The organism is Trinickia sp. HAY1-2D (assembly GCF_056754935.1).
On sequence record NZ_JBPGWX010000002.1, the window covers coordinates 1,267,349 to 1,292,761 of the forward strand.

General features: G+C 62.7%; 20 protein-coding genes. 17 read left to right on the plus strand and 3 right to left on the minus strand.

The genetic code is table 11. From position 1 onward, the window contains the following. The first annotated feature begins 23 nt into the window (after nt 1-23). From ACR9ZC_RS12885 to ACR9ZC_RS12905, 5 genes are all read left to right on the plus strand, one after another. Nucleotides 24-1,733: a transglycosylase SLT domain-containing protein gene (locus ACR9ZC_RS12885; RefSeq protein ID WP_481580568.1), complete on the plus strand. Its 1,710-nt coding sequence runs from the start codon at nt 24-26 to the stop codon at nt 1,731-1,733. Between the two features lie 372 nt (nt 1,734-2,105). Continuing rightward, entirely contained in the window at nt 2,106-3,254 is a 1,149-nt protein-coding gene (carA, locus tag ACR9ZC_RS12890) for a glutamine-hydrolyzing carbamoyl-phosphate synthase small subunit (protein ID WP_481580569.1), read from the plus strand. A gap of 70 nt (nt 3,255-3,324) precedes the next feature. Beyond that, nucleotides 3,325-6,579, plus strand: coding sequence for a carbamoyl-phosphate synthase large subunit (gene carB / locus ACR9ZC_RS12895; protein WP_481580570.1), 3,255 nt, complete (start codon nt 3,325-3,327; stop codon nt 6,577-6,579). A gap of 142 nt (nt 6,580-6,721) precedes the next feature. Beyond that, a complete protein-coding gene (gene greA, locus ACR9ZC_RS12900; RefSeq protein WP_440560839.1) occupies nt 6,722-7,198 on the plus strand; it encodes a transcription elongation factor GreA in 477 nt (158 codons plus the stop codon). Between the two features lie 11 nt (nt 7,199-7,209). Beyond that, on the plus strand, nt 7,210-7,698 hold the full coding sequence (locus ACR9ZC_RS12905; RefSeq protein WP_481580571.1) for a DUF4149 domain-containing protein: 489 nt from the start codon (nt 7,210-7,212) through the stop codon (nt 7,696-7,698). A 50-nt stretch (nt 7,699-7,748) separates the two neighbouring features. Here the strand turns inward: ACR9ZC_RS12905 and ACR9ZC_RS12910 are convergent, their stop codons facing one another. Beyond that, nucleotides 7,749-8,354, minus strand: a complete 606-nt coding sequence (locus ACR9ZC_RS12910) for a YhbY family RNA-binding protein (RefSeq protein ID WP_481580572.1) — start codon at nt 8,352-8,354, stop codon at nt 7,749-7,751. A 176-nt stretch (nt 8,355-8,530) separates the two neighbouring features. On the opposite strand from ACR9ZC_RS12910, the gene ACR9ZC_RS12915 reads away from it, so the two are divergent. From ACR9ZC_RS12915 to phoR, 11 genes are all read left to right on the plus strand, one after another. After that, nucleotides 8,531-9,193, plus strand: coding sequence for an RlmE family RNA methyltransferase (locus ACR9ZC_RS12915; RefSeq protein WP_331567289.1), 663 nt, complete (start codon nt 8,531-8,533; stop codon nt 9,191-9,193). Between the two features lie 198 nt (nt 9,194-9,391). Continuing rightward, nucleotides 9,392-11,284 (plus strand): ATP-dependent zinc metalloprotease FtsH, encoded by a 1,893-nt coding sequence (gene ftsH / locus ACR9ZC_RS12920; protein WP_331567291.1) that lies wholly within the window; start codon nt 9,392-9,394, stop codon nt 11,282-11,284. A 189-nt stretch (nt 11,285-11,473) separates the two neighbouring features. Beyond that, complete coding sequence (folP, locus tag ACR9ZC_RS12925) at nt 11,474-12,298, plus strand: dihydropteroate synthase (RefSeq protein WP_481582661.1); 825 nt, start codon at nt 11,474-11,476, stop codon at nt 12,296-12,298. Between the two features lie 25 nt (nt 12,299-12,323). After that, nucleotides 12,324-13,685 (plus strand): phosphoglucosamine mutase, encoded by a 1,362-nt coding sequence (glmM, locus tag ACR9ZC_RS12930; protein WP_331567295.1) that lies wholly within the window; start codon nt 12,324-12,326, stop codon nt 13,683-13,685. 260 nt (nt 13,686-13,945) lie between these two features. Further along, on the plus strand, nt 13,946-14,977 hold the full coding sequence (pstS, locus tag ACR9ZC_RS12935) for a phosphate ABC transporter substrate-binding protein PstS (protein WP_331567297.1): 1,032 nt from the start codon (nt 13,946-13,948) through the stop codon (nt 14,975-14,977). A gap of 98 nt (nt 14,978-15,075) precedes the next feature. Next, nucleotides 15,076-16,056, plus strand: a complete 981-nt coding sequence (pstC, locus tag ACR9ZC_RS12940) for a phosphate ABC transporter permease PstC (RefSeq protein ID WP_481580573.1) — start codon at nt 15,076-15,078, stop codon at nt 16,054-16,056. Continuing rightward, nucleotides 16,053-16,949, plus strand: a complete 897-nt coding sequence (pstA, locus tag ACR9ZC_RS12945; protein ID WP_481580574.1) for a phosphate ABC transporter permease PstA — start codon at nt 16,053-16,055, stop codon at nt 16,947-16,949. Before pstC ends, pstA begins: the two co-directional genes overlap by 4 nt. 15 nt (nt 16,950-16,964) lie before the next feature. After that, complete coding sequence (pstB, locus tag ACR9ZC_RS12950; RefSeq protein ID WP_331567303.1) at nt 16,965-17,813, plus strand: phosphate ABC transporter ATP-binding protein PstB; 849 nt, start codon at nt 16,965-16,967, stop codon at nt 17,811-17,813. Between the two features lie 21 nt (nt 17,814-17,834). Continuing rightward, the gene (gene phoU / locus ACR9ZC_RS12955; protein ID WP_481580575.1) at nt 17,835-18,539 is read left to right on the plus strand and encodes a phosphate signaling complex protein PhoU; all 705 of its coding nucleotides are present in this window, start codon (nt 17,835-17,837) and stop codon (nt 18,537-18,539) included. 17 nt (nt 18,540-18,556) lie between these two features. Next, entirely contained in the window at nt 18,557-19,258 is a 702-nt protein-coding gene (phoB, locus tag ACR9ZC_RS12960) for a phosphate regulon transcriptional regulator PhoB (protein WP_173260138.1), read from the plus strand. A gap of 46 nt (nt 19,259-19,304) precedes the next feature. Beyond that, nucleotides 19,305-20,618 (plus strand): phosphate regulon sensor histidine kinase PhoR, encoded by a 1,314-nt coding sequence (gene phoR / locus ACR9ZC_RS12965; protein WP_481580576.1) that lies wholly within the window; start codon nt 19,305-19,307, stop codon nt 20,616-20,618. Between the two features lie 23 nt (nt 20,619-20,641). Here phoR and ppk1 read toward each other — a convergent pair whose 3' ends face one another. Beyond that, a complete protein-coding gene (gene ppk1, locus ACR9ZC_RS12970; RefSeq protein ID WP_481580577.1) occupies nt 20,642-22,705 on the minus strand; it encodes a polyphosphate kinase 1 in 2,064 nt (687 codons plus the stop codon). A 202-nt stretch (nt 22,706-22,907) separates the two neighbouring features. Here ppk1 and ppx point away from each other — a divergent pair, with 202 nt between their 5' ends. Next, a complete protein-coding gene (ppx, locus tag ACR9ZC_RS12975; protein WP_481580578.1) occupies nt 22,908-24,512 on the plus strand; it encodes an exopolyphosphatase in 1,605 nt (534 codons plus the stop codon). Between the two features lie 17 nt (nt 24,513-24,529). On the opposite strand, the gene ACR9ZC_RS12980 is transcribed toward ppx, so the two are convergent. Continuing rightward, nucleotides 24,530-25,351, minus strand: a complete 822-nt coding sequence (locus ACR9ZC_RS12980; RefSeq protein ID WP_481580579.1) for a GNAT family N-acetyltransferase — start codon at nt 25,349-25,351, stop codon at nt 24,530-24,532. Between the last annotated feature and the right edge of the window lie 62 nt (nt 25,352-25,413).

A 25,413-nucleotide genomic window follows, 5' to 3' on the forward strand; every position in this document is an offset into this window, starting at 1 on the left:
CAGTTTTGGAAGCCGAGACGTTCATGCGATTTATCCTCAGTGCGCTATTGGTTCTGACGCTCGCCGCCTGCGCGAGCAGCGGACCGACGGCGAACTCCTCCTCCAACGACGCTTCCACTCCGCAAGCCGCTCCTGACTCCCTGCGCACCGCCACCGCGAAACAAACGATCGACGTCGATACCGGCTCCGTCGATCAACTGACGACCGCGGACAGCGACCTGTGGGGCCGCATCCGCCGCGGCTTTCAGCTTCCGGACTTGCAGGGCGACCTGGTCGATATGCAGGTCAATTGGTATGCGCAGCGCCCGGACTACGTCCAGCGCATGACGGAGCGTTCGCAGAAGTACCTCTATTACATCGTCGAAGAGCTCGAGGCGCGGCACATGCCCACGGAGCTCGCCCTGCTGCCGTTCATCGAATCGGCGTACAACCCGCAGGCGCTGTCGGTCGCGAAAGCTGCGGGCATGTGGCAGTTCGTGCCCGGCACCGGGCGCACCTATAACCTCAAGCAGAACATGTGGCAAGACGAGCGCCGCGACGTGCTGGCTTCGACCGGCGCCGCGCTCGACTATCTGTCGCGCCTGCATGACATGTTCGGCGACTGGTACCTCGCGCTGGCCGCCTACAACTGGGGCGAAGGCAACGTGCAGCGGGCGATCGCGCGCAATCAGGCGGCCGGTTTGCCGACCGACTATCAAAGCCTGCGCATGCCGAACGAGACGCGCAACTACGTGCCGAAGCTTCAGGCGGTGAAGAACATCGTGGTCAACCCGCAGATGTATGGGTTGGCGTTGCCGTCGATTCCAAACCACCCCTATTTCGTGTCGGTCACGACGTCGCACGATATCGACGTCGCAACGGCCGCGAAGCTCGCCGACATGTCGCTCGACGAGTTCCGTTCGCTGAACCCGTCGTTCAAGCGGCCGGTGATCCTCGGCGCGACGCAGCCGCAAATCCTGCTGCCGTTCGACAACGCAAGCGCTTTCGAACGCAATCTCAAGTCGTACGGCGGCCAATTGTCGTCCTGGACCACCTATACGGTGACGGAGCGCGCGCGGCCTGCGGCCCTCGCTGAAAAGCTCGGGGTCGATGCCGACACGCTGATGGAGGTCAACAAGATTCCGGCCGGCATGCGCCTGAAGCCCGGTTCGACGCTGCTCGTGCCGCGTGACGGCGACGACGAGGATATCAGCGCCGATGTTGCCGAAAGCGCGGTGCTCGCGATGGAGCCCGACGTTCCGGACACTCGCAAGATGCTGATCCGCGTGCGTCGCAAGCAATCGCTCGCGGCGGTTGCGGCGCGCTATCAGGTCTCGATCGCGCAACTGAGGGCGTGGAACAAGAGGACCCGGCGCGAAACGCTCATGCCGGGTCAGGTGATCGTGCTGCACGTGCCGGTGGGCAAGACGATGCCGGCGGAGCCGGGGCCGCAGAAAATCGCCACGGAAGTGCCGGCCGATGCGCGCGCCGAGAAGATCGAAGCACGCGCGGCGGAAGTGAAACCGAAAGCGCATTCGAGTCGGAGCGCCGCACGCGGCGCGGCGCGGACAAAGTCCGTGAAGGTTGCGGCCCGTGCCGCCGCCGGCAAAGGCGAAAACAAGGCTGACGCGCCGGCCCGAAAGAGCGTCGAAACAGCCTCGAAGTCGGCCAGGAAGAGCAGTGCGAAGCCGGTGCAAGGCCGGCAGCAGAGCACGACCGTTGCATCGTCGCGCGGACAAACCAAGCAGCAGTGAGCGCTTGATACGTGCTTGATCCGATGTGATACGTTCGCCGTCCTTCGGTACGGCGAACGCCCGCTCATACCACCGCATCCCCGTATGTCCATTGTCGGGAATAGGGCTTTCACGCTATAATTCGAAAGTTTCGCTATTCAACCCGCACCCTAGCGCCTACCTTCCCCATCCCGTTCATCCGCCGCTCAATGCACCGTGGCGTAGTTTGGCAAAAGCCTTCGATTCCGGGCCATCGAGCGTCCGGGCGCGCCAGCCAGGCTTCACGCGCAACGAGGAACGTCGAGCGCCGCGCTTGCCGCCGAGACATCGGCGCCGTGGCAGCCTCCGGGCGGATGACAGGTCGGCAACAGGGTGCTCCCCAAGGAGCTTCCCGTGTTGCCGTCTTTTCCTCCCGCTCTGCTTGCACTCGCTGACGGCACGGTCTTTCGCGGTTACGCGATCGGCGCGGCCGGCCATACGATCGGCGAGGTGGTCTTCAACACGGCCATCACCGGTTATCAGGAGATCCTGACCGATCCGAGCTACGCGCGCCAGATCGTGACGCTCACCTATCCCCATATCGGTAACGTCGGGGTCAACGGTGAAGACGTCGAATCGATGAAAGTTCATGCCGCGGGCCTGATCGTGCGCGATCTGCCGGTGCGGGCGTCGAACTTCCGGATGCAGCGCACGCTCGCCGAGTATCTGCGCGACGAAGGCGTCGTGGCCATCGCCGGAATCGATACGCGCCGGCTCACCCGCATTTTGCGCGACAAAGGTGCGCAAAACGGCTGCATTCTCGCGGGTACCGACGACGAAGCGCGCGCCGTGGAGCTTGCGCGCTCGTTCCCAGGGCTCGCGGGCATGGACCTCGCCAAGGTCGTTTCCACTGCCAAGCCCTACGAGTGGGCGCAGACCGAATGGCGGCTCGGCAGCGGTTTCGGGGCGCAGCGCTCCCCGCGCTACCGCGTGGTCGCCTTCGATTACGGCGTCAAGTACAACATCCTGCGCATGCTCGCCGAGCGCGGCTGCCAAGTCACGGTGCTGCCCGCGCAATCGAGCGCGGCTGATGCACTCGGGCTCAATCCGGACGGCGTGTTCTTGTCGAACGGCCCCGGCGACCCGGAGCCTTGCGATTACGCGATCGCGGCGACGAAGGAGTTTATCGACCGCGGCGTTCCGACTTTCGGCATCTGTCTCGGTCAGCAGATCATGGGCCTCGCCGTCGGCGCAAAGACGATGAAGATGAAAACGGGCCACCATGGCGCGAATCATCCTGTGAAAGATCTGGGGGACGGCCGGGTCGTCATCACATCGCAGAACCATGGTTTCGCTGTCGATGCGGCGACGCTGCCGCCCAATGCGCGCGTCACGCACATCTCGCTTTTCGACGGCACCTTGCAGGGTTTCGAATTGACGGACAAGCCCGCGTTCTGCTTCCAGGGTCACCCCGAGGCATCGCCGGGTCCGCACGATATCGGCTATCTGTTCGACCGCTTCACCGCGTTGATGGACGCGAAGCGCGGTAGCGCGGCCGCGTGATTCGTGCCGCGGCGCGAGAGCTCGCGCCGCCTTTCGTCAGAGATACCAGAAATACATTAGCGAGAGCGTTATGCCCAAGCGGACAGACATCAAGAGCATTCTCATCATCGGCGCGGGTCCGATCATCATCGGCCAGGCGTGCGAGTTCGATTACTCGGGCGCACAGGCTTGCAAGGCGCTGCGCGAGGAGGGCTACAAGGTCATTCTCGTCAACAGCAACCCGGCCACGATCATGACCGATCCGAACACGGCGGACGTGACCTACATCGAGCCCATTACCTGGGAGGTGGTCGAGCGCATCATCGCGAAAGAGCGTCCCGATGCGATCCTGCCCACGATGGGCGGCCAAACGGCGCTCAACTGCGCGCTCGATCTTTTCCATCATGGTGTGCTGGCCAAGTATGGCGTCGAACTCATCGGCGCATCGCCGGAAGCGATCGACAAGGCGGAGGACCGTCAGAAGTTCAAGGATGCGATGACGAAGATCGGCCTCGGCTCGGCGAAGTCGGGCGTCGCGCATTCGATGGAAGAAGCGCTGAAGGTGCAGGCCGAGATCGCCGTGCAAACGGGCGGCCCCGGCTATCCGGTCGTGATCCGGCCGTCCTTCACGCTCGGCGGCTCGGGCGGCGGTATCGCCTACAACCGCCAGGAATTCGAAGAAATCTGCCGGCGCGGCCTCGACCTTTCTCCGACGCATGAATTGCTCATCGAAGAATCGTTGCTCGGCTGGAAAGAGTACGAGATGGAAGTGGTGCGCGACCGTGCGGACAACTGCATCATCGTCTGCTCGATCGAAAACCTCGATCCGATGGGCATCCATACCGGCGATTCGATCACCGTGGCACCGGCGCAGACGTTGACCGACAAGGAATACCAGCTACTGCGCAACGCGTCGCTGGCGGTTCTGCGTGAAATCGGCGTCGATACGGGTGGCTCGAACGTTCAGTTCGCCATCAATCCGGATGACGGTCGCGTAATCGTCATCGAAATGAATCCGCGCGTGTCGCGTTCGTCGGCGCTCGCTTCGAAGGCCACGGGCTTTCCGATTGCGAAGGTCGCCGCCAAGCTGGCCGTCGGCTATACGCTCGACGAGCTCAAGAACGAAATCACGGGCGGTCAGACGCCCGCATCGTTCGAGCCGACGATCGATTATGTCGTCACGAAGATTCCGCGCTTTGCGTTCGAGAAATTCCGCGAGGCCGATTCGCATCTGACGACGCAGATGAAATCCGTGGGCGAGGTCATGGCGATCGGCCGCACGTTCCAGGAATCGTTCCAGAAGGCGCTGCGCGGCCTCGAGGTCGGCGTGGATGGGCTCGACGAGAAATCCACGCACCGCGACGAGATCGTGCGCGAGATCGGCGAGCCCGGTCCGGATCGCATCTGGTACGTGGGCGACGCGTTCCGCCTCGGCATGTCGCTCGACGAGGTGTTCGAAGAAACCTCGATCGATCCGTGGTTCCTCGCGCAAATCGAAGAAATCGTCGCCAGGGAAAAAGCGCTCGCGGGCCGTACGCTCGAGAGCCTCAGCAGGGACGAGCTTCGCTTCCTGAAGCAAAGCGGGTTCTCGGACCGCCGGCTTGCGAAGCTCCTTGCGGCCGCACCGGCCGACGTGCGCCGTCGCCGTATCGAGCTGAACGTGCGTCCGGTCTACAAGCGGGTCGATACGTGCGCCGCTGAATTCGCCACGAAGACGGCCTATATGTACTCGACCTACGAGGAAGAGTGCGAGGCCATGCCGACATCGAACAAGAAGATCATGGTGCTCGGCGGCGGCCCGAACCGCATCGGCCAGGGCATCGAATTCGACTACTGCTGCGTTCACGCCGCGCTCGCCATGCGAGAGGATGGCTATGAAACGATCATGGTCAATTGCAACCCGGAGACCGTGTCGACCGATTACGACACGTCCGATCGCCTTTATTTCGAGCCGCTCACGCTCGAAGACGTCCTCGAGGTCGTCGACAAGGAAAAGCCGCTCGGCGTGATCGTCCAGTATGGCGGTCAGACGCCGCTGAAGCTGGCGCTCGATCTGGAAGCCAACGGCGTGCCGATCATCGGTACGTCGCCTGACATGATCGATGCCGCGGAAGATCGCGAGCGCTTCCAGAAGCTGCTGCAGGATCTGCAGTTGCGTCAGCCGCCGAACCGCACGGCGCGCACCGAAGCGGACGCGCTCACGCTTGCCGACGAGATCGGTTACCCGCTCGTCGTGCGCCCGTCGTATGTGCTCGGTGGGCGCGCGATGGAAATCGTCCATGAGCCGCGCGATCTCGAACGCTATATGCGCGAAGCCGTGAAGGTGTCCAACGATTCGCCGGTGCTGCTCGACCGTTTCCTGAACGATGCGATCGAGTGCGATGTCGATTGCATCTCGGACGGCCAGGCCGTCTTCATCGGCGGCGTGATGGAACACATCGAACAGGCCGGCGTGCATTCGGGCGATTCGGCCTGTTCGTTGCCGCCTTATTCGCTTTCGAAGGAGACGGTAGCCGAACTGAAGCGCCAGACGGGCGCCATGGCGCGCGCCCTGAACGTCGTGGGCCTGATGAACGTCCAGTTCGCGATTCAGCAGGTGAAGCAGGACGACGGAACCCTGAAGGACGTCATCTACGTGCTGGAAGTCAATCCGCGCGCTTCGCGTACCGTGCCGTACGTCTCCAAGGCGACGGGCCTCCCGCTCGCCAAGATCGCCGCGCGCGCAATGGTCGGACAAACGCTCGCTCAGCAGGGCGTCGGAAAGGAGGTCGAGCCGCCTTACTTCAGCGTGAAGGAAGCCGTCTTCCCGTTCGTCAAATTCCCGACCGTCGATCCGGTCCTGGGGCCGGAGATGCGTTCGACGGGCGAAGTGATGGGCGTCGGCCAGACGTTCGGCGAAGCGCTGTTCAAGTCGCAACTTGCCGCCGGCTCGCGACTGCCCGAGTCGGGCACCGTGCTGATCACGGTGATGGATGCGGACAAGGCGAAAGCGGTCGAAGTGGCCGGCATGCTTCATGAACTCGGCTACCCGATTGTCGCGACGAAAGGGACGGCCGCGGCGATTGCCGCAGCCGGTGTGCCCGTGAAGGTCGTCAACAAGGTGAAGGACGGGCGCCCCCACATCGTCGACATGATCAAAAACGGCGAGATCGCCCTCGTATTCACGACGGTCGACGAAACGCGCGCCGCGATCGCCGATTCGCGCTCGATTCGCATGAGCGCCCAGGCAAATAAGGTCACGTACTACACGACGATGTCCGGCGCGCGCGCGGCCGTCGAGGGCCTGCGTTACCTGCGCGACTTGGAAGTCTATGATTTACAAGGCCTTCACGCTCGCCTAAACTAGGCTTCTGATTACTAGTCGGGGTCGGCTTCGACCCCAGATGCCGCGGTTAAGCGGCGTCCCCTCCGGTGGCCACAACGCCTGACGGGATGCACTTAACCGCGGTACTTTTTTATAGCCGTCTTTTTTGCTTACTGATCTGTCTATGAGCACTATTCCATTGACAAAACGGGGCGCCAACAAGCTGCGCGACGAACTGCAGCGATTGAAATCCATCGAGCGTCCCTCTGTCATCAACTCGATCGCCGAGGCGCGTGCGCAAGGCGATCTGTCCGAAAACGCCGAATACGATGCGGCAAAGGAAAAGCAGGGATTCATCGAGGGCCGGATTGCGGAGATCGAATCGAAGCTGGCCGCGGCCCAGGTGATCGACCCGGCCGCGCTGGATGCCGACGGCCGCGTGGTGTTCGCGGCCACCGTCGAGCTCGAGGATCTCGGTTCAGGCAACGTCGTGACTTATCAGATCGTCGGCGACGACGAGGCCGATATCGATCACGGTCTGATCTCCGTCAGCTCGCCGATCGCGCGCGCGCTGATCGGCAAGTCGGAAGGCGATGTCGCTGCGGTGCAGGCGCCCGGCGGCGTGCGCGAGTACGAAATCATCGCCGTGAGCTACGTCTGACAGGCGGCCACGTGTCCCTGGCTCCGCATCGCATTTTCAGATTGCTCGTCGTCGTTTGGGTCGGCTCTTTGCTGACGATCGGCTACGCTGCCGCGCCCACGCTGTTTGCGACGCTGGACCGTGTCGCGGCGGGCGCTGTCGCGGCGCGGCTTTTTCGGATCGAAGCGATGATCGGCGTGCTGTGTGGGATTCTCGCGCTCGCGCTCGGCAACGTACTCGTGCGGCGCGGTTCGCTCGCATACCGGCCGCTCAGAGGGTTGTTGGCCGGTATGCTGATTTGCGTGCTGGTCGGATATTTCGCGCTGCAGCCGTTCATGGAAGCGATGCGCACCGCGGCACTCGACGCCGGCGTGGATCTGGCGCATTCGGCGTATGCCGCCCGATTCGGGATACTTCATGGCGTCTCGAGCCTGATTTATCTGATCGAGAGCCTGCTGGGCGTCGTACTCGTCTGGAAGCTGCCCGTCGATACTATCGGCGGTGCGAGCAGCCGAACCTGACTTGCCGCTCGAGAGTGGCCCCCGATATCGGACGGGCCCTGAAGACCCGGTTACTTCACTGTTTGATGCTGGCGCTTGGCGCTGGTCTGACGTTTCTTCGCACGCTTGACCGTGCCGCCCGCGGTGACACGTTCATTGCCGCGCACGACCACGGTTTGCGGTTTCGGCCTGCGCTTGGGGTTGTCGCTCGGCTTGACGACTGTTACCAGGCGGGGTGCGGCACCGCGCCCGGCTTTTTCGCCGGCGGCTTGCTGCACACTCGGCATGGCGCGGCTGCGCGCTGCGCTAGCGCCGCCGGCACGGCCTGCGGTCTTGGCGCTGGCGGGGCTTTTCGCGGTGGCGGTGCGGCCCGCGGGTTTGGTCACCGCGGCGCGGGCGTTCTCCTGCGGCTTCCAGACCACGAGCAATTTGCCGATGTGCTGGATCGGAGCGGCGCCGAGCGTATCGCAGATCTGTTCGTAGATGGCCGCGCGCGCCTCGCGTTCGTCGCCGAATACGCGAATCTTGATGAGCTCATGCGCGGCGAGGTGGACCTTTATCTCGGCCAGCACGGCATCGGTCAGCCCATCGCCTCCGATCAGCACAACCGGTTTGAGCGCATGAGCCTGGGCGCGCAATTCGGCGCGTTGAGCGGGAGAGACTTTGAGGGCGGGCATGGGGGATCGGCAACTCGACTAGAATGTGGGCGGCTTGCGAATACGCGAGGCAGCTTGCAAATACGTTACGAAGGCGTGAGGAATGTGACAAACCGCGAGCGCGCGGCGGCCGCATCGGCAAAACGCGTATTATCCGCCAAAAGTGCGGCGACGCAGCAACAGTTGTAAACCTTTCGATGGCAAAAAATCGCTTCAATCAGTCGTGGCTGCACGACCATATCAACGATCCTTACGTCAAGCTGGCGCAGCGCGAAGGTTACCGCGCCCGCGCGGCCTACAAACTCAAGGAAATCGACGAGCAGGACAAGCTGATTCGCCCGGGGCAGGTGATCGTCGATCTCGGCTCGGCGCCGGGCAGCTGGAGTCAGTACGTGCGCAACAAGCTCGCGCACGGCGCGCGCCGCGATGAAAGCCGAGAGGGCGGCATCGACGGGACGATCATTGCGCTCGATCTCCTGCCGATGGAGCCCATCGCCGATGTTCATTTCATTCAGGGCGACTTTCGCGAAGAGGCCGTTGCGGCGCAGCTCGAAGAGAAAGTGGGCGATCGGCGCGTGGACCTTGTAATTTCCGATATGGCGCCCAATCTGTCCGGTGTGGCCGTGGCGGACGCGGCGCGTATCGAGCATATTTGTGATCTCGCCCTCGAATTCGCGCAGAACCACCTGAAGCCGGAAGGCGCTTTGCTCGTCAAATGTTTCCACGGGAGCGGCTACAGTCAGATCGTCGAGAAATTCAAGCGCCAATTCAAGACGGTCGCGGCGCGCAAGCCCAAGGCCTCCCGCGACAAATCGTCCGAGACGTTCATTCTGGGCAGGAATTTGAAGCGTCCGGGATAAGGAGCGTGTCAAGGGCGCCGGTGCCAGCGCTGCGCCGCGCGGTGCCCGCACTGTGCGAAAACGACACGTTGACGGATCGGAAAACCCTATTTGCGCGGTAACGAAACGTTATGGCAGGGGTCTACGGACTGGATTAGAATGCTTTCGTGGTGCCGCAAGGTAAATGTAGGCGCCCGTCTATAAGGAAGGAGTGGTGCTTTGAACAACAATATGTTTTCGAAGGCAGCAGTGTGGCTGGTGATCGCACTGGTGCTGTTTACTGTGTTCAAGCAGTTCGACAAGCCCCGCGTCCAGGAAGGTGTCTCGTACTCCCAGTTCATGACGGATGCGAAGGACGGCAAGGTCAAGAGTGTCGTCGTTCAAGGGCGTAATCTCACGGTCACTCCTGCCGACGGTCAAAAGTACCAGATCGTATCGCCGGGCGACATCTGGATGGTCGGCGATCTGATGAAGTATGGCGTTCAGGTGAGCGGCAAGGCCGATGAAGAGCCGAGCGCGCTCGTATCGGCGCTTTACTACCTCGGACCGACGATTCTCATCATCGGATTCTGGTTTTACATGATGAGGCAGATGCAGGGCGGCGGCAAAGGCGGAGCGTTCTCGTTCGGCAAATCGCGCGCGCGTCTGATCGACGAGAACAACAACGCAATCAATTTCACGGATGTCGCCGGTTGTGACGAAGCGAAGGAGGAAGTGTCCGAACTCGTCGATTTCCTGCGCGACCCGCAAAAATTTCAGAAGCTCGGTGGACGTATTCCGCGTGGCGTGCTGCTCGTCGGGCCACCGGGTACCGGCAAGACGCTGCTTGCGCGCGCCATCGCCGGCGAAGCCAAGGTGCCGTTTTTCAGTATCTCCGGTTCGGATTTCGTTGAAATGTTCGTCGGCGTGGGTGCCGCGCGCGTTCGCGATATGTTCGAGCAAGCGAAAAAACATGCCCCGTGCATCGTCTTCATCGACGAAATCGATGCCGTCGGCCGCCACCGCGGCGCCGGCATGGGGGGCGGTAACGACGAGCGCGAGCAGACCCTGAACCAGATGCTCGTCGAGATGGATGGCTTCGAAGCCAATTCGGGCGTCATCGTCATCGCCGCGACGAACCGTTCGGACGTGCTCGATAAAGCATTGCTGCGTCCCGGCCGTTTCGACCGTCAGGTCTATGTCGGCTTGCCCGACATTCGCGGCCGCGAGCAGATTTTGAAAGTGCACCTGCGCAAGGTTCCGATCGCCAACGATGTGGACGCTGCCGTCATCGCGCGCGGCACACCGGGTTTTTCGGGCGCGGACCTCGCGAACCTCGTCAACGAAGCCGCCCTTTTCGCGGCGCGCCGAGGCAAGCGCATCGTCGAGATGCAGGACTTCGAGGATGCCAAGGACAAGATCTTCATGGGCCCCGAGCGCAAGTCGGCCGTGATTCGCGAGGAAGCGAAGCGCGCCACGGCGTATCACGAAGCCGGTCACGCCGTCGTGGCGAAGTTGTTGCCGAAGGCCGATCCGGTTCACAAGGTCACGATCATTCCGCGCGGCCGCGCGCTCGGGGTGACCTGGCAATTGCCCGAGCACGATAACGAGACGTATTCCAAGGATTATCTGCTCGATCGGCTCGCGATCCTGTTTGGCGGCCGCGTTGCGGAGGAGCTGTTCCTGAATCTGATCAGCACCGGCGCCTCGGACGATTTCAACAAGGCCACGCAGACTGCTCGCGCGATGGTGACGCGCTTCGGTATGACGGATGCGCTCGGTCCGATGGTCTACGCCGATGACGAAAACGAAAGTTCGCCGTTCGGCCGGGGCTTTACGCGCGCCATTTCGGAGGCGACGCAGCAGAAGGTCGACGCCGAGATTCGCCACGTGCTCGATGACCAGTACAACCTTGCGCGGAGCCTGCTCGAAGCCAACCGCGACAAGGTCGAGGCTATGACTGCCGCGCTGATGGAATGGGAAACCATCGATGCGGACCAGATCAACGACATCATGGCCGGTCGCCCGCCGCGTTCGCCGAAGAGCGCCTCGCCGGCCGATGCCTCGTCCGGCAGTAGTGGGACGCCGCCGGGCGCTGAGGTCAAGCCGGGCAGCGCCACCGCGCCGGCCTGACGAAGGTTGCGATGCGTGACAGGGCCGGTGCGGTTGACGCACCGGCCTTTTTCGTTGCGTCGCGCTCGCGCCCCTGGATGTTTTTTCCTCGCACAACGATTCGTGACGCACACTGATCTTTCCCCCGCATCCCTTCCCGAGCCGCTGCAATGCGGCCGGTTCACGTTGACGTTCGAGCGGCCCCGCGTAATGGGAATTCTCAACGTCACTCCCGATTCGTTTTCCGATGGCGGGCGTTACGCAGCCCGCGACGACGCGCTGCGCCAGGCGGAACGCATGATTCACGAGGGCGTCGAGATCATCGATATCGGCGGCGAATCGACGCGCCCCGGCGCGCCGCCGGTACCGCTCGATGAAGAGCTGGCCCGCGTGATGCCGATCGTCGAGGCGTTGGCGAGCGTCGGCGTGCCGTTGTCCGTCGACACCTACAAGCCCGAAGTGATGCGGGCCGCGCTGGCGGCCGGTGCAGACCTGATCAACGACGTTTGGGGTTTTCGTCTTCCGGGCGCCATCGAGGCCGTGCGCGACAGCGCCTGCGGTTTGTGCGCGATGCATATGCACGGAGAACCGCAGACAATGCAGCGCGGCAAGCCCGAGTATGCCGATGTGGTGGCGGATGTTCGTACGTTCCTGACGGAGCGTGTCGATACGCTGATGCGCGAAGGCATCGCGCGCGAGCGGTTGAGCGTCGATCCGGGATTCGGCTTTGGGAAATCGACGTTCGAAGATAACTACGCACTGCTGGCGCACCTACGGGATACCGCACCGCGGGTTGCGCCGGGAGCAAGGCCCTTTCCGATCCTGGCGGGGATGTCGCGTAAATCGATGTTCGGCGTCGTCACGGGTCGTGCTACGCCGGCCGAGCGGGTCGCGGCCAGCGTAGCGGGGGCGGTCTGCGCGGCTGAGCGCGGTGCAGCGATCGTGCGAGTGCACGACGTGGCGGAGACCGTCGATGCCATCAAGGTATGGGCCGCGGTGCGGGACGCCACGAGAAGTGCGGCCCAATCTAATTGACTGAACTGGATAAGGAAAAAAGAGAATGGCACGACGCTATTTCGGTACCGATGGAGTGCGGGGCAAAGTCGGTGAGGCGCCCATTACGCCCGATTTCGTATTGCGGCTCGGCTACGCTGCCGGAAAGGTGCTGGCGGGCGCGGACCGCCGTGTGGCCAAGCCTGGCTCGCGGCCCACGGTGCTGATCGGCAAGGACACGCGCGTATCCGGCTACATGCTGGAAGCCGCCCTCGAAGCCGGGTTCTCGGCGGCGGGAGTGGATGTGATGCTGGCCGGGCCGATGCCGACGCCGGCCGTCGCCTATCTGACGCGGGCGCTGCGGCTCTCGGCGGGCGTGGTGATCAGCGCATCGCACAATCCTTACTACGATAACGGCATCAAGTTTTTCAGCGCGGACGGCAACAAGCTTCCCGACGAGGTCGAAGCGATGATCGAAAGCGCACTCGACGAGCCATTGGAATGCGCGCCGTCCGAGCGGCTCGGCAAGGCGCGGCGGCTCGACGACGCGGCGGGACGCTACATCGAATTCTGCAAGAGCACGTTCCCAGCCGCCTTCGATCTTCACGGATTGAAGATCGTTCTCGATTGCGCGCACGGTGCGGCCTATCACATCGCGCCGCACGTGTTCCACGAACTCGGAGCCGAGGTCATCTCGATCGGCGTCGCGCCGAATGGCTTCAATATCAACGACGGCGTCGGCGCGACGGCGCCCGATGCGCTCGTGCGCGCCGTACTCGCGAATCGTGCCGATCTCGGTATTGCGCTCGACGGGGATGCGGATCGCCTGCAGATCGTCGACGGCGAGGGGCGGCTCTATAACGGCGACGAATTGCTTTATCTGCTCGTGAAGGATCGGATCGCGACCGAAGGCCGGGTAGCCGGCGCCGTCGGAACGCTGATGACCAACATGGCAGTGGAAGTGGCGCTGGTCCGTGAAGGGGTGCAATTCGTCCGTGCGGCGGTGGGCGACCGCTACGTGCTCGAGCAGTTGCACGAACATGGGTGGCAGCTTGGCGCGGAGGGCTCGGGCCATATCCTCTCGCTCGATCGCCACAGCACCGGCGATGGCATCGTATCGGCGCTGCTCGTCCTGGCTGCGCTCAAGCGCAGCGGCCGCACATTGGCGGAGCATCTGGCCGATTTGACGCTGTTCCCGCAAAAGCTCATCAACGTACGGATGCGCGCGGGCGCCAAGTGGAAGGAAAGCGCTGCGCTGGGGCGTGCAGTTGCGGAAGCCGAACGTTTGCTGGCCGGCAATGGCCGCGTGCTGATTCGGGCCTCCGGCACGGAGCCGGTGTTGCGTGTCATGGTCGAAGCGCGCGAACGCGAGCTCGCCGTGCGTTGCGCCGAAAACATTGCCCAGGTGGCGGAGCGCGAGACGGCGTAGGGCGCCGGAACGGAAAAAACGCCGCGATTCGCGGCGTTTCGTTCATGTAGTTTTTGCTGACCGGTCGTCATATTCCGGCCGCGAAGTTTTGTCGTCTTCGTCCCCAAAATTCGACCTATCGTCGGTCAATTTCTGAAAAAATCGCTTCATCGTGTCAGCGCGACCATGATAAAGCGTCAACTTCCGGTCATATTACTGTCACAATAACTACCTAATCTCCCCGGTGTCGATCCACACGACCACACCACTGGGGGTAATCCATGAAATTGATGCAGACTGCGTTCGCCGGCGTTGCCGCAGCGCTTTTCGCGCTCTCCGCGCAAGCCGCTGACATTACCGGCGCGGGCAGCACGTTCGCCGCACCGATCTACACCAAATGGGCCGACGCCTATCAGAAGAGCGGTGGCGCCAAGGTCAACTACCAAGGCATCGGCTCGTCGGGTGGCATCAAGCAGATCATCGCCAAGACCGTCGATTTCGCGGGCTCGGACGCTCCGCTGAAGGACGACGCTCTGGCCAAGGACGGTCTCTTTCAGTTCCCGACGGTGGTCGGCGGCGTGGTGCCTGTCGTCAACGTGCCGGGCGTGAAGGCAGGCGAACTCGTTTTGTCGGGCGAAGTACTCGGCGACATCTATCTCGGCAAGATCAAGAAGTGGAACGATCCGGCGATCGTTGCGTTGAACCCGAAAGCCAAGCTGCCCGATACCGATATCGCCGTGGTCCGCCGCGCCGACGGCTCGGGCACGTCGTTCATCTGGACGCATTACCTCTCGCAGGTCAACCCCGAGTGGAAGTCGAAGATCGGCGAAGGCACGACGGTCAATTGGCCGACCGGTACGGGCGGCAAGGGCAACGATGGCGTCGCCGCATTCGTGCAACGTCTGCCGGGCGCGATCGGCTACGTCGAGTGGGCCTACGCGAAGCAGAACCACATGACCTACACGTCGCTCAAGAACAGCGCGGGTACGGTTGTCGAGCCGAAGACGGAGACGTTCAAGGCAGCGGCGGCGGGCGCGGACTGGAAGAAGTCGTTCTACCAGATCCTCACGAACGAGCCGGGCAAGGACGCATGGCCGGTCGTCGGCGCGACCTTCGTGCTGCTGCATACTGCGCAGGACAAGCCCGAGCAGGGCAAGGAAACGCTGAAGTTCTTCGACTGGGCGTTCAAGAACGGTACGCCGGCGGCGGACAGCCTCGACTACATCTCGCTGCCGCAGTCGGTCGTTTCGGAAATCCGTACGCAGTGGAAAGCGAAGGTGAAGGACGGTTCGGGCAAGGCGCTGGCTGAGTAAGCCGGTCCAGAGGACGCCCGGGGAAGGGCCACAGCGCCTTCTCCCCGGGTAACGCCACCGGCCGCATGGCGAACAGTGCGGCAAAGGATTACGCAGACATGTCCGAGATCAACGTCGCATCGCCGCCGGCCAGTCAGGCGCAAAAAGAGCCCAGCCGGTTGGGCGATATCGTCTTCGGCGGTCTCGCCCGGCTTGCCGCGATCGTCACGCTCCTTTCGCTTGGCGGGATCATCGTCTCGCTTTTCGTCGCCTCGTTGCCGACGATCCACAAGTTCGGTCTGAGCTTTCTGTGGACCGCCGATTGGGATCCGCCCAACGACACCTTCGGCGCGCTGGTCCCGATCTACGGCACGATCGCCACGTCGCTCATCGCACTCATCATCGCGGTGCCAGTCAGCTTCGGCATCGCGCTGTTCCTGACCGAGCTCTCGCCGACGTGGTTGCGCCGGCCGCTCGGCATCGCCATCGAATTGCTGGCTGCCATTCCGTCGATCGTCTACGGTATGTGGGGCTTGCTCGTGTTCGCGCCGATCTTCGCGCGCTTTTTCCAAAAGCCCATCGGCGAGGTACTCGGTTCGATTCCGTTAGTCGGCGCGCTCTTCCAGGGGCCGCCGATCGGTATCGGCATTTTGTGCGCGGGGGTGATCCTCGCCATCATGATCATTCCGTACATCGCCTCGGTCATGCGGGACGTCTTCGAAGTGACGCCCGTACTGCTCAAGGAGTCGGCTTATGGGATCGGTTGCACGACCTGGGAGGTCATGTGGAGGATCGTGCTGCCGTTCACGAAAAACGGCGTCATCGGCGGCATCATGCTGGGGCTCGGACGCGCGCTCGGCGAGACGATGGCCGTCACGTTCGTCATCGGTAATACGAATCTCTTGAGCAGCGTGTCGCTCTTTGCGCCGGGCAACAGCATCACTTCCGCGCTCGCGAACGAGTTCGCCGAAGCTTCGCCGGGTTTGCACACGTCCGCATTGATGGAGTTGGGCCTGATCCTGTTCGTGATTACGTTCATCGTGCTCGCGTTTTCCAAATTCATGCTGCTGAGGCTCGAGCAAGGCGAGGGCACCAAATGAACCGTCCCGCTCAACATATACCCGGTTCGGCGAGCCCCGAAGTCTTCGCGGCAACGCGCGACCGCCTGCAGCGCCACCGCCGCCGCATCAATGCGTTCGCGCTGGCGTTGTCGCTCGCAGCGATGGCGTTCGGCCTGCTCTGGCTCGTGTGGATTCTCTATACGACGCTGAGTCTCGGCGTGGGCGGTCTTTCGGTCCAACTGTTCACGCAGTCCACGCCGCCGCCCAATACGGACGGCGGCGGTCTGGCGAATGCCATCGTCGGCAGTCTGGTTCTCGTCCTCGTTGCGACGGTCATCGGTACCCCGATCGGCGTGCTCGCCGGCGTCTATCTGGCCGAGTACGGGAAGAAGGGCTGGTTTGCGAATACCACGCGCTTCATCAATGACATCCTGTTGTCGGCGCCGTCGATCGTCATCGGGCTGTTCGTCTATGCGGTCGTGGTCGCCAAGGTGGGCCACTTCTCCGGCTGGGCCGGCGCCCTCGCGCTCGCCTTGCTGCAGGTTCCGATCGTGATCCGTACGACCGAAAACATGCTGCTGCTCGTGCCGAACGCATTGCGCGAAGCGGCATTCGCGCTCGGTGTGCCGAAGTGGCGCATGATTCTATCGGTGACGCTGAAGGCATCGCTCGCCGGCGTCGTGACCGGCGTGCTGCTCGCGGTGGCGCGTATCGCCGGCGAGACTGCGCCGCTGCTCTTTACCGCGTTGTCGAACCAGTTCTTCTCGACCGATATGGGGCAACCGATCGCGAACCTGCCGGTGACCATCTACAAGTTCGCAATGAGCCCGTTCCCGCAGTGGCAATCGCTTGCCTGGGCCGGGGTGTTTCTGATTACGCTCGGTGTGCTCGGACTCAATATCCTCGCGCGCGCGATGTTCCACAAGAAGTGACGGCGGAGCGACCCTATGAACATGGCAGAGTCTCATTTGAACCCCATCGAGCGCCCAGCGGCGCCGGCCGGCTTCGATCCCGCGCACGGCGATTCGGCGCTCGCGCCGGCGGCTCCGAAGATCGAAGTCAAGAACCTGAACTTCTATTACGGCAAGTACCACGCGCTCAAGAACATCAACATGCAGATTCCCGAGGGCAAGGTGACGGCGTTCATCGGACCCTCGGGTTGCGGAAAGTCCACGCTGCTGCGTACGTTCAACAAGATGTTCGCGCTGTATCCGGAGCAGCGCGCCGAGGGCGCCATCATCATGGACGGCGAGGATCTGCTGACGAGCAAGCGCGATATTTCGCTGCTGCGCGCGCGCGTCGGCATGGTGTTCCAGAAGCCGACGCCGTTTCCGATGTCGATCTATGACAACATCGCATTCGGCGTGAAAATGTTCGAGTCGTTGTCGCGCTCGGAAATGGACGATCGCGTCGAATGGGCGCTGACGAAAGCGGCGCTCTGGAACGAGGTCAAGGACAAGCTCAATCAGAGCGGCTACGGCCTGTCGGGCGGGCAGCAGCAGCGGCTTTGCATCGCGCGCGGCATCGCGATCCGGCCGGAAGTGCTGTTGCTCGACGAGCCCTGCTCGGCGCTGGACCCCATTTCGACAGGGCGCGTGGAGGAGCTCATCGCCGAGCTCAAGAACGATTACACGGTCGTCATCGTCACGCACAACATGCAGCAGGCCGCGCGCTGTTCCGATTACACCGGGTACATGTATCTCGGCGAACTGATCGAGTTCGGCGACACCGAGAAGATTTTCATCAAGCCGGTCCGCAAGGAAACCGAGGACTACATCACCGGCCGATTCGGCTGATGAATCGAGAGGGAGTTCACCATGTCCGATAAGCACCTGTCCAGCCAGTTCGACGCGGATCTCAATCTTCTTTCGTCGAAAGTGCTCGAAATGGGCGGTCTGATCGAAGCGCAGATCACGCGCGCGATGCAGGCGCTCAATGCATTCGACGCGGAGATTGCCGACCAAGTGATCGCCGCTGAGGAAACCGTCAATACGATGGAAGTCGCGATCGACGAGGAGTGCAGCAACATCATCGCGCGCCGGCAGCCGGCGGCGCGGGACCTGCGCTTGCTGCTCGCGATCTCGAAGACGATCACGAACCTCGAGCGCGCGGGCGACGAGGCCGAGAAAATTGCCAAGCGTGTGAAGCGGCTCATGGAAGACGCAGCGGCGCGCACCGTCAATATCGCCGAGATCAAGGTCTCGGGCGATATGGCCGTGACGATCCTGCGCCGCGCATTGGATGCGTTCGCGCGTCTCGATACCGTGGCGGCGGCGCAGATCGTGCGGGACGACAAGGCGATCGACGAGGAGTTTCGCGCATTCGTGCGCAAGCTCGTCACGTACATGATGGAAGACCCGCGCACGATCTCGGCGGGCCTCGAGTACCTGTTCATCGCGAAGGCGATCGAGCGGATCGGCGACCACGCGAAGAACATCGCCGAATTCATCATTTACATCGTGAAGGGCACGGACGTGCGGCACAAGTCGCGCGACGCGCTCGAACGCGAAGCGCTTAGTTAACGTCTCAAGAGGTGACGATGCCGAGCAGCATTCTCATCATCGAAGATGAGCCCGCCATTTCGGAGCTGATCTCGATCAACCTGCAGCATGCGGGTCATTGTCCGATCCGCGCCTACAACGCGGAACAGGCGCAGTCGCTGATCAGCGACGTGCTGCCCGATCTCGTCTTGCTCGACTGGATGTTGCCGGGCAAGTCGGGTATCGCGTTTGCGCGCGACCTGCGCAACAACGAGCGCACGAAACATATTCCGATCATCATGCTGACCGCGCGTGGTGACGAGCAGGACAAGGTACTGGGTCTTGAAATCGGTGCGGACGATTACGTCACGAAGCCGTTTTCGCCGAAGGAATTGATGGCCCGCATCAAGGCTGTGTTGCGTCGGCGCGCTCCGCAACTGACGGAAGACATCGTGGCCATCAACGGACTCAAGCTCGACCCGGCCACGCACCGCGTCGCGGCACATGCCGATGGCAGCGAGATCAAGCTCGATCTCGGTCCCACTGAATTCCGGCTGCTGCATTTTTTCATGACACATCCGGAGCGTGTACATAGCCGTACGCAACTGCTCGACCAGGTCTGGGGCGATCACGTATTCGTCGAAGAGCGGACGGTCGACGTGCACATCAAGCGCTTGCGCGCCGCGCTCAAGCCGGCCGGCTGCGATGCTATGATCGAAACGGTGCGCGGCAGCGGCTACCGGCTCGCCAAGAGCGCATGATCCGGGCACCGGCGTTCCATTTTTCGCTCTTCGAACACGTGCAGGCATGAATATCATCTGGGCGCGCTCGCTCGTATCGCTGGTGCTGCTGGCAATCGCGAGCGCCGCCATCGGTGCGTTCGCCGGCGTCAAATGGGCGCTCGCGTTCGCACTCGTCGTGCTCGTCGTGCAAAGCCTCTTCGGCACGTATCACACGGAAAGGCTCTGGCGCCTGCTCGATGCGCCCGTCTACGGACAGGTCCCGAGCGCACCGGGCGTCTGGGGCGAGATCTACTATCGGCTGCATAAGCTCGCGAAGCGCTGGCACGCGCAGGTGCGTCAGGTCGAGCAGCAACATTCGCGCTTCATTCAGGCCATCCAGGCGTCGCCGAACGGCGTCGCGATGCTCGACGATCACGATCAGATCGAATGGTGCAATGCCATTGCCGAAGAGCATTTCGGACTCGATGCCAGGCGCGATCTGCGCCAGCACATCACTCACCTCGTGCGGCATCCCGAGTTCGTGCGATATCTGAATTCGCACCGGTACGAGCAGATGCTCATCATGCGCGGCATGGGCGATAAGCGGCAAAACGTCTTGTCGGTGCAGGTATTTCCCTACGGCGAGAACCGCAAGCTCGTTCTCTCGGCGGACATCACCGAGCTCGAGCGGACCGACTCGATGCGGCGCGATTTCGTCGCCAATGTCTCGCACGAGTTGAAGACGCCGCTGACGGTCCTATCGGGCTTTCTGGAGACGATGCGCGAGCTCCCGCTCGACGAAGGGGACCGTGCGCGCTATCTCGAACTGATGGAGCAGCAAGCGTCGCGCATGCGTCATATCGTCGATGATCTGCTCGTGCTGGCGAAGCTCGAAGGCGATGCCAAGCCGCCGAGCGACCACGCCATCGACATGGTCGCCGTATTGCGTCACCTTCGGGAGGATGCGGCCACGCTGTCGGGTGGACGCCATCAGATCGCGTTCGATAGCGATGACACCTTGACCGTCACCGGCACGGAAACGGAAATCCTCAGTGCGCTCGGCAATCTCGTGACGAATGCGATCCGCTATACGCCCGATGGCGGGTCCATCCGCGTGGAATGGCACCTCGTTGGCGGCGCGGCGGCGTTTTCGGTGACCGATACGGGCTTCGGCATTCCCGCAGACGACATTCCGCGCCTGACCGAGCGCTTTTATCGCGTCGATCGGAGTCGTTCGCGCGACACAGGCGGCACCGGTCTCGGCCTCGCGATCGTCAAGCATGTGCTGCAGCGGCACGATTCCGTGCTCGACGTCAAAAGCGAAGAAGGGCGGGGCAGTGTCTTCACGGTGCGCTTTCCCGCGCAGCGGACCGTACGCCGCCAACCTCAGCACGCGTAAGCGGTGGGCCCGGAACCCAGGGGCTAACAGCCGAACTTCGTCAGCAGGCTCGCTTGCGCGTTACGCGAGGATTTGCCCGGACGCGAACGCCGATAGTGGCCATCGCTTTGCATGACCCAGGCGGATTGATTGTCGCCGAGGAAGCCGGAAAGCCCTTCGGCGATGACGCGCCGCTTCAGGCGCCGGTCCCGGATCGGGAAGGCGACTTCGACGCGGCGGAAGAAGTTGCGATCCATCCAGTCGGCGCTCGAGAGATAGACACGTTCGTCGCCGTTGGAGAAGAAGTAGAAGATGCGATGGTGCTCGAGAAACCGGCCCACGATCGATCGCACGGTGATGTTCTCGGAGAGGCCAGCCACTCCCGGCTGCAACGAGCAGACGCCGCGTATGATCAGGTCGATCTTGACGCCCGCTTGGGAGGCCTCGTACAGCTCCGCGATCACGGTCGGCTCGAGCAGCGCGTTCATCTTTGCGACGATGCGCGCCTTTTTGCCGGCTCGTGCATTTTCCGCCTCAGCGCGAATGGCTTCCACGAGCCGCGGGTGCAGCGTGAACGGAGACTGCCAAAGCTCGTGCAGCTTCAGCTCGCCGCCAATGCCCGTCAATTGCTGGAAGACATGGTGTACGTCTTCGCAGATCATCTGATCCGAAGTCATCAAACCGAAATCGCTGTAGAGCCTTGCCGTGCGCGGATGGTAATTACCCGTACCGAGGTGCGCGTAGCGCTTGAGCACGGACCGGCCGTTTTCCGTCACGCGGCGCACGATGAGCATCATCTTCGCATGGCATTTATGGCCCACGACGCCATAGACTACATGCGCGCCCACCGCCTCGAGCTGCGATGCCCAATTGATATTCGTTTCTTCGTCGAAGCGTGCGAGCAGCTCGACGACGACGGTCACTTCCTTGCCATTGCGCGCCGCCTGCATCAGCGCGTCCATCAGTGGCGAGTCGGTGCCGGTGCGATAGATCGTCTGCTTGATCGCCATGACGTTCGGATCCTGCGCCGCTTGCACGAGCAACTCGAGCACGGGCTGGAAGCTCTCGTACGGATGGTGCAGCAGGACATCGCCCTGATCGATCGTTTCGAAATGATTCGCCGAATTGGCAAGCCGCTCCGATGTGGCCGGCACGTGCGGCACGAACTTGAGGTCGGGTCGGTCGACCATCTCCGGCAACTGCATGAGACGGACGAGGTTCACGGGGCCCTCGACCCGGTAACAGTCCTTTTCGCTCAGGCCGCTTTCGTCAAGCAGGCGCTGCAGGAGATGAGGCGGCGTATCGGCCGAGACTTCGAGCCGTACCGCATTGCCGAGATGGCGTGCCGGCAGCTCGCCTTGCAAGGCGACGCGCAGATTGGTGATTTCGTCCTCGTCGACGAATAGCTCGCTGTTGCGCGTGATCCGGAATTGGTTGCAGCTGCGCACGACGAGATTCGGAAAAAGCTCGCCCACGAAACGCTGCATGAACGAACTCAACAACACGAACCCGTGAGTGAACCCCGAGAGCTCCTGCGGCATGCGCACGAGCCGCGGCAATGCACGCGGCGCCTGCACGATGCCCATGACCGCTTGCCGACCGAATGCGTCCTTGCCTTCGAGTTCGATGACGAAGTTCAGGCTCTTGTTGAGCACCCGGGGGAAAGGGTGAGCGGGGTCGAGCCCGATCGGGGTGAGCACGGGCAGCAGCTCGTCGTTGAAATAGCGGTGCGCCCACTGCGTCTGGGCTGCCGTCCACGCTTCGCTGCCGTGAAAGTAGATGCCTTGCTCCTCGAGCGCCGGCAATATCGTTTCGTGCAGCATGCTGTATTGGCGATGCACGAGTTTTTGCGCGCGCTCGACGACCAGATCGTAGACGTGCTGCAGCGACATGCCGTCCGGCGCGAGCGCTCCCGGATTGTCGCGCATCTGTTCCTGCAATCCGGCCATGCGGATTTCGAAGAATTCGTCGAGGTTGCTGCTCGTGATACAGATGAAGCGCAGCCGTTCCAGCAGCGGTATCGCCGGGTCAGCGGCCTGGGCGAGCACGCGCTCGTTGAAGCCGAGGATGCCCAATTCCCGATTGAGCAGAGGGTAACGCACCGACATCGGTAGTAGTGAGTGAGAAGGGTCGGATGGAAAAGCGAACGGTTGCTCAGAAAGTCTCACAGTCCAATGTCTTTTAGATGAACGTCGATGTCATCAATTCTACGGGTAATTGATCTAATTTGAGACGGCTGCTCGGCGCGGACGCGCAATGAGGGATAGGCGTGCCCCGCGAATGACCGGAGTGCCCTCCTATGTGCGTAAAATGGCGACTTTGAACCGCGTTGCGCCGTCATCCGCTCGAAATCGCGGAGCGGCGCCTCTCGCGCGACTGGAAACGTTTCCGCTCATGCCTACCACCCCGCATTTGCTTGCCTCGGTCGATCTCGGCTCGAACAGCTTCCGCCTCATTGTCGGTCGCGTCGAGGAAACGCCGGCCGGCAGTCAGATCTATCAGGTCGATGCGCTGCGCGAACCCGTGCGGCTCGCGGCTGGACTGTCCGCCGACAAGATGCTCGACAGCGCGTCGCAGGAGCGGGCGTGGAATGCGCTCAAACGTTTCGGCGAGCGCCTGCGGGACTTTCATCCCGATCATGTGCGCGCGGTCGCCACGAACACGCTGCGGGTCGCTAAAAACGCGCCCGAGTTCCTCGTCGAGGCCGAGAAGGCGCTCGGCTTTCCGATCGAAGTCATCGCCGGGCGGGAGGAAGCGCGGCTCATCTATGCGGGAGCGGCGCATTCCGTGCCCGCGAGTTCGGGCAAGCGGCTCGTGGTCGATATCGGCGGCGGCTCGACCGAGTTCATCATCGGTTCGCATTACACCCCGCTCGTCATGGAAAGCCTTTACATCGGCTGCGTGAGTCATAGCCGGCAGTTCTTCCCCGCCGGCAACGTGGACGAGTACACGATGCGGCAGGCCGAGCTCGCGGCGAAACGCGAGATACAGATCATTTCGCACGAGTACAAGAAGGCGGGCTGGGATCAGGCGATCGGCTCGTCGGGCACGGCGCGCGCGCTCGCCGAACTCGTCGAGGCGAACGGCTTCAACGATGCCGGCATTTCGCACGGCATTTCACGCGGCGGGCTCGAGCGGCTCAAGCGCGCGCTGATCAAAGCCGAGAACGTGAACCGGCTCAAGCTCATCGCGCTCAAGGCCGATCGCGTACCGGTGCTTGCAGGCGGGCTGTCGATCATGCTCGCTGTGTTCGAGGAACTCGGCGTCGATTACGTCGATACGACCGACGGCGCCTTGCGTCTCGGCGTGCTTTACGATCTGCTGGGGCGGACGCAGCACGAGGACATGCGTGCGGTGACGGTCGAAGGCTTCACGCGCCGCTATGGCGTCGACCGCGCGCAGGCGCAGCGTATTCGCGATCTGGCGGTCGGTTTTTACGATCAGCTCGGCGGGGCGGATAGGAACGACGCCGACGATGCAGACGAAGACCGCATGTTCCTCGCATGGGCGGCGGCGCTGCACGAGATCGGATTGTCGATTTCGCACAGCGCTTATCACAAGCATTCGGCCTATATCGCGAGCAATGCCGATATGCCCGGGTTCTCGCGTACGGACCAGGCGCGGCTTGCGGCGCTGGTGCTCGGCCATGCCGGCAAGCTCGGAAAACTGGCGCAGACGCGCGACGTCGAATGGCCGCTGCTGTTTTGCCTGCGGCTTGCCGCGTTGTTGTGCCGGCGCCGAGCCGATCTCGGGCTGCCGGGCATTCGTGTCGGAAAGAAGGGCAACGGCTATGAAGTCAGGTTGCCCAACGAGTGGGTGGCCAATAATCCATTGACCGACTACAGCCTCGTTCAAGAGGCGGCGGAATGGGAGAAGGTCGGCATTCGCTACCGCGTCGTTTATACGGACGACTGAGCCCCGGGGCGGTGCGCTCAGCGGGCAGACGTTTCGCCGAGGAAATGGCGCGCGTAACGCGCGTTGATGTCGGCGAGCCTGAACAACGTCAGGAAGTCGGCGCAATTGAAGTCGGGATCCCAGGCGGGCGCGCCGCAAATTTTCGCGCCGAGCCGCAGATAACCTTTCACGAGCGGAGGCGGCGCCACCTTTGCGCCTGTACGCAGCTCTTCGACGGGTAGCGGTGTATGCGCGAACGCTCGATATTCCGGGGCCGTCAACGCGCTGTCGCGCAGCGATTCGTAGAGGTTCGCCGCGAAATGCCCGCCGTCGGCCATCGGCACGCTCGCGCAGCCGAGCATCGTTTCATAGCCGTTTTGCATCATATAGGCGCCCAAGCCGCCCCATAGCGACATGATGACCGAGCCGCTGCGGTAGTCGGGATGGACGCATGAGCGACCGACTTCGACCATCTTCGAGCGCAGGTGAGCGAGCCGCGAAAGATCGAACTCGCCTTCGGCATAAAGGCGCCCGACGCGGGCGGCCTGATGCGGGGGCAGCACACGGTATGTGCCCACGACCTTCAGCGTATCGAGATCGCGCACGAGCAGGTGATCGCAGTAGGGATCGAACGGGTCCACGTCCAGACCGGCTGGACCGACGACGCGTGCACCCATTTCTTCGGCGAATACGCGATAGCGCAGCCGTTGTGCTTCGCGCAGTTCTTCGTCCGTGCGCGCCCAGGCGACCTGGAGCCGATGCTGCGCGGTGATCGTTTCCTCCGCGCGGGGAAGTCGGCGGCGCGAATCGAGCGGAAGAATGAAAGCGAGGGGCAGGGTAGGCGTCGGCAGGTCTCGCATAAAGGTTCCTGATCAAATGTAGGAATGCGGTGTATTTGCCAATGTAGTAACCGCCGATGACG